The 4,893-nt window shown below is 67.5% G+C and carries 5 protein-coding genes; 2 read left to right on the forward strand and 3 right to left on the reverse strand.

Going from position 1 to position 4,893, the window contains the following annotated elements; translation table 11 throughout:
* The 3 genes from H0U68_RS15570 to H0U68_RS15580 all read right to left on the reverse strand — a co-directional run.
* Nucleotides 1-808 (reverse strand): hypothetical protein (locus H0U68_RS15570; protein ID WP_296357180.1); only part of this gene is annotated, 808 nt, incomplete at its 3' end.
* Between the two features lie 54 nt (nucleotides 809-862).
* Entirely contained in the window at nucleotides 863-1,900 is a 1,038-nt protein-coding gene (locus H0U68_RS15575; RefSeq protein ID WP_296357181.1) for a hypothetical protein, read from the reverse strand.
* A complete protein-coding gene (locus H0U68_RS15580; protein ID WP_296357182.1) occupies nucleotides 1,897-2,970 on the reverse strand; it encodes a sulfotransferase in 1,074 nt (357 codons plus the stop codon). Before H0U68_RS15580 ends, H0U68_RS15575 begins: the two co-directional genes overlap by 4 nt.
* Nucleotides 2,971-3,235: 265 nt before the next feature.
* On the opposite strand from H0U68_RS15580, the gene H0U68_RS15585 reads away from it, so the two are divergent.
* A complete protein-coding gene (locus H0U68_RS15585; RefSeq protein WP_296357184.1) occupies nucleotides 3,236-4,177 on the forward strand; it encodes a LysR family transcriptional regulator in 942 nt (313 codons plus the stop codon).
* A 116-nt stretch (nucleotides 4,178-4,293) separates the two neighbouring features.
* Nucleotides 4,294-4,893, forward strand: a 600-nt coding sequence (locus H0U68_RS15590; RefSeq protein WP_365731830.1) for an MFS transporter, incomplete at its 3' end; no start/stop codon positions are given.

A 4,893-nucleotide genomic window follows, 5' to 3' on the forward strand; every position in this document is an offset into this window, starting at 1 on the left:
GCATGGCGGCAAAGCGCGCGTCCGGTTCGCCGCCTGCGGGCGCGTAGTGCGCCAGCACCGCTTCGGTGTGGTCGGGCGCGCCCGCCACGCCCAGGTCCAGCCGCTGCCATTGCAAGGCATGGGGGAGCACCGCGCGCAGGCCGGCCCAGGCCGGCATCAGGCCGACGGCGCGCAGCACCAGGTCGGCCGCGCAGATCTCGGCATGGAAGGCGTCGCTGCGCCGGCTGAGCGCCTGCAGCACGCAGGGCAGCGCGAACATGCCGTCGTCGATGTCGCCCGCGCGGGTGAGCTCGTCGGCACGCGCGCCGTACACCGGCAGTTGCAGGTGGCGCAGCAGGCGCAGGAATTCCTCGCGCCGTGCGGCGCCGGGGCGGCCGGCGCCGGCGTCATCGGCATAGGCGCCCAGCAGCGTGAGCTGCAGCGCGTCCTCGCAGACGCCGGGCGCGATCATGCCCTGCAGCCAGCTGCCCAGCCACAGGCCCAGCGGGGCGGATTGAAGCGCGGCCACCTCGGCGAAGCGCCGCACGCGGTGCGCGTCCTGCAGCGACTGCAGCAAACCGGCGTGCACCTGCGCGCGCTCCGCACTCCAGCGGCGGACTTCGCCAAGCGTGTCGTGGACCGAAGGCCGCGCCGCGCCCGCCGCATCCGCCGTGCCGACGGGCAGGGCAGCCAGCAGCGCGCGCACCTGTTCCGCGGTGATGAACACCTCGGGATCGGCGAACCGCAGGAACAGTTCGCGCCAGGTGGTTGCGCTGGCCGGCGTGGCCTGCGCGGCGGTGCCGTCAGAACATCGGGTAGATGGACGCATCGCGCTTGGGCTGTTTGCGGCGGAAGATGAGGGCGAAGAGCTTGCGAAGAAATTTCATGGTGTGTCTCCCTGGGTTTGCAGGGCCTCGAGCAGCGTCTTGGCGACGAAGTCGTGGCCCCAGTCGGTGAAATGGATGCGGTCGACGAACAGCCAGTCGCTCGGCTTGAGCCGCTCGGCCAGGATGGGCGCCATGTTGAGGAAGCCGGCGCCCATCGCGCGCGCGCCGCGCTCCAGCGCGCTGCCGTATTCCAGGCAGACCTCGCGCGTGAGGATGTCGCCGTAGGTTTCGGTGAAGCGGCCGGCCTGTTCCAGCTCGGCGAACAGCGCCTCCTCTTCCTTGCTGCCGGTGGAGCGCACCCATCCCGACAGCGGCTGCAGCACGAAGGTGAGCTTGGCGCCCATGTCCTTGGCCACCGCGTTCCAGGTGCGCACGTGCTGCAGGGTCAGGCGGGCGGCGTAGTCGATCTGCTGGGCCAGCGTCATCCCGCTGGTGTCCTCTTGCGCCTGCGCTTCCTCCACGCCGACCAGGCGCTTGGCCAGGCCGAACATGCCCTGCTGGCGCTTGTCGCGCGGCGCCAATGCATCGAAGAACTCGCGGCAGTTGAAGAAGGCGCCGCTGTCGCCGCGCAGGCTGGCCGGCAGGCGCGCCAGGCCCAGGTTGTTGAAGCCGGAGAACAGCACGATCTCCTTCACCTCGGGCAGCAGGTGGCGGTACAGCATCAGCAGCAGCAGTTCCTGCGTCGAGTTGAAGCTGCGCCCGCCGTAGTTCAGCCAGGGCTCGGGCCGCGCGTCGTTCTCGCTCAGGCGCGAGGGCAGGGTCCACTTGTCGGCGCTGGCGCCAATGCCGAACACGGTGGAGCTGCCGGCCAGCAGGCGCACCGAAGGGCAGTCACCACGGTCGGCTACCGAATACGGCCAGCCGCCCGTTTCCGAATAGCGGAAGCCGACGGCGTCGGTATTGACTACCGGGCTCTTGTGGGCCGCCGGGTGGAAGTACATGAGATAGGGCATCCAGCGGATGTCACCGCTGTCGGCGAACTTGTCCATGTAGGCCGCCATGTGCGGCGTGAGGGTGCTGCGCGCGGAGTTCATCGGTGTGCTGTCGCAAAGTTGGGTTGGTCGTGCTGCGCGGCGGCGTCGCTCTTGGCCGCGACTTCCGCCACGAAGCGGCCGTAGGCTTCGAAGCCTTCTTCCTTCGCGTTCGGGTTGCTGTAGCCGCGCTCGCGCACGTCCTGCTTGCGCTGCAGTTCGTGCAGGTGCTTGGCGAAGGCCTCGCCCATGGGGATGCCGAAGCGCTCGTAGATTTCCTGGGTGGCGCCCTGCACGTCGCCGGTGAATTGGTCGTAGGTGACGTAGGCGAGCGCGCCCTTGTCCTCCAGCTCGCGGCAGAACGCGATGTGCTTGGCGCACTGCGCGCGGCGGAATGCCATGTTGGCCTCGTACCAACCGGGGATGTTGTTCGGGTCGGTGCCGTGCTTGGGCGTGGTGCACGAGTCGGACATGCGGATGTAGGAGCTGACGAAGGCCTTGGGCTCGCGCACGATCACCAGGAAGCGCGCGTCGGGAAAGGCTTCGTACACCAGCCGGAACAGCTCGACGTTCTCGTTTTCCTTGGTCAGCCAGAAGCGGCCGTCGCCCCGGTAGTAGGCGGCCTTCTGCACCGCGCGCTTGAGCGTGCGCACGATCTTTTTGCGTTCGCCAGGAGAGAGCTTGTCCACGCCGTCGACCTGCTCCAGAACTTCCGGCAGCGGAAAGCGGCGGAAGGTGAAGTAGTGGTGGTACATGCGTTCTTCGAAGAAGACGCCGTGCCCTTCCACGCTTCCCAGGTTGTGGAAGTGCATCTTCGAGGCGAGGCGGCCGATCTCGGTTCCGGGCCAATAGTCGATCTTCTCCAGCCGCTCGCGCAGCCCGAAGCGGTCGATGAATTTCCAGAAGCCGATGAAGGGAAAGCGCCAGTCCAGGTGCTTGAGCACGAAGAAAGACTGCTGGTCCGAAGATAGCGTGCGCAGAAGGAAGGTGGTGCCGCTGCGCGGCTGGCTCATGACAAAAACGGGCGGCGGCACCTTGGTGCGCCGGTACGCGCCCCACATGATTTCATCGATGGCCCACATGAGCACCAGGACCGGCAGATAGACCAGTTCCTTGAGCAGGTGCCATGCCATGCTGGCCCTGCCGCGCGCATCGAGGTGGGGATTGAATAGAACCGCGCGCGCTACCTTGAAATACGATCTCCAGATAAGAAAAGGACTGAAGACGTAAGCGCAGGTAAACAACGCAAGGCCAATGGCTAATGCGATCAAGAGACGCCTCCTTGAAAACAAACGTCCGTCCCGCAGCCGGCCCTTCTAAGAGGTTTTATGCCGAAGCGGGATGCGGATGTTAAGCGAGCGGTGCGCAATCGAACCACTTGGATTTACGAAGTCACCTATGCAAAAATGCCACGATCCTCTGCGTCGACAGAGGCAGGCGCAGGGAGTGGAAAGAGAAAATTGGGATGACCTCAGGGTGGTGCTGGCGGTGTCGCGCACGCAATCGTTCAGTGCCGCCGCACAGGTTCTGAAAGTGAACGAAAGCACCGTGCTTCGCAAGGTCGCGCAGGCCGAGCAACGCCTGCGCGCGCGGCTGTTCGAGCGCAAGCGCGGTGTGGTGACGCTCACGCGCGCCGGCGAGGAATTGATCGAGCGCGCGGTGCGGGTCGAGGACCTGATCATCGACGCCACCGATTCCATTCGCGGCGCCGACAGCCGCGTGAGCGGCGTGGTGCGCGTGACCTCGGTTGCGCTGCTTGTCAACCGGCTTCTCCTGCCAGCTTTGCCCGGCCTGCTGGCCGGCTATCCGGGCCTGCAGGTGGAACTGGTCGCCGAATCGCGCGTGCTGAGCCTGGGGCGGCGCGAAGCCGACATCGCCCTGCGCCTGGCGCGGCCGGTGGACAGCATGCGCGCGGTGGCACGCAAGGTCGGCGCGCTGCACTACGCGGTGTATGCGCCGCGCGACGGCGACGCCGCCGCGCTGCCGTGGCTCACCTACGAAGCCAGCGCGGCCCACGTGGCGCCGGCCGAATGGATCGCGCGCAACGCGGGCGACAACACGCTGTCGCAGATCCGCGTGAACGATGCCGAAGGCCTGCTCGCCTGCGTGCAGAACGGGCTGGGCAAGACCGTGCTGCCGCATTTCATCGGCGACACGGCGCCCGGCGTGCGGCGCGTGGAGAACTTCCACTGCGACCTGTCGCGCGAGCTGTGGCTGGTGGTCCATCCGGACCTGCGCAAGCTCGACCGCGTGCGGCTTCTGATGGACTGGGTGATCGCGGTGTGCGCCGGCTTGTCGGGCGCTCCGCCGTCCGGTCCGCCGCCCGGAACACCCCAGTAATCCGGCAGCGCGCGGCATGCCATCTGCGAAAATGCAGCGCGGTTCATGCAGGTTTGCATGTGACGCATGCACGCGAGCCGCTGATATGCTTTTCCCAGACCAGCAGGGGAATCACCATGAGTGCTCGCGCGGCCACCGCGCCGCTGTCCCAAGGGGTGTGGAACCCCGTCTTCACGCGCATCTGGGCGGCGATCTTCCTCGCCAGCGTTTCCACGTACTTTCTCCTGATGACGCTGGCGGCCAAGGTGTTCGCCAGTTCCGGCTCGGCGCTGTGGGCCAACAGCGTGGTGCTCACGCAGTGGCTGCCGGCCGTGGTGGCGCTGGTGCCGATCCGCATGGCCGTGGCGCGGCACCCGCCGCGCGCGCTGCTGGTGTTCTGCGAAGTCGGCAGCGCCCTGGCGCTGCTGCTGGTTCCGTTGAGCTACGCCACCATCGCGCTGCTGATGGCGGTGCTGCTGTGCAAGGGGTGCATGGACGCGCTGTCCAAGGTGTCGCGCACCGTGGCCCTGAAAGGCTATTTCAGCGGCAAGGCGCTGGAGACCGCGGCCTCCTACTACAACACCGCGGCGCTGGCGGGGCAGGCCGTGGGCGCGCTGATGGGCGCGGTGTTCCTCGGCCATCTCGGCATGGGCGCCATGCTGGTGGTGTGCGGCGCGCTGCACCTGGCCGCCTCGGCGCTGTACCAGTCGCTGCCGCGGGCCGACGCCGCCGCGAGC

Source organism: Ramlibacter sp. (assembly GCF_013697775.1).
GTDB lineage: Bacteria > Pseudomonadota > Gammaproteobacteria > Burkholderiales > Burkholderiaceae_C > Ramlibacter.

Coding starts and splice junctions, on each gene's coding strand:
- H0U68_RS15575 (WP_296357181.1), bottom strand. CDS start 1,900: ATGAACTCCGCGCGCAGCACCCTCACGCCGCACATGGCGGCCTACATG.
- H0U68_RS15580 (WP_296357182.1), bottom strand. CDS start 2,970: ATGGCATGGCACCTGCTCAAGGAACTGGTCTATCTGCCGGTCCTGGTG.
- H0U68_RS15585 (WP_296357184.1), top strand. CDS start 3,236: ATGCAAAAATGCCACGATCCTCTGCGTCGACAGAGGCAGGCGCAGGGA.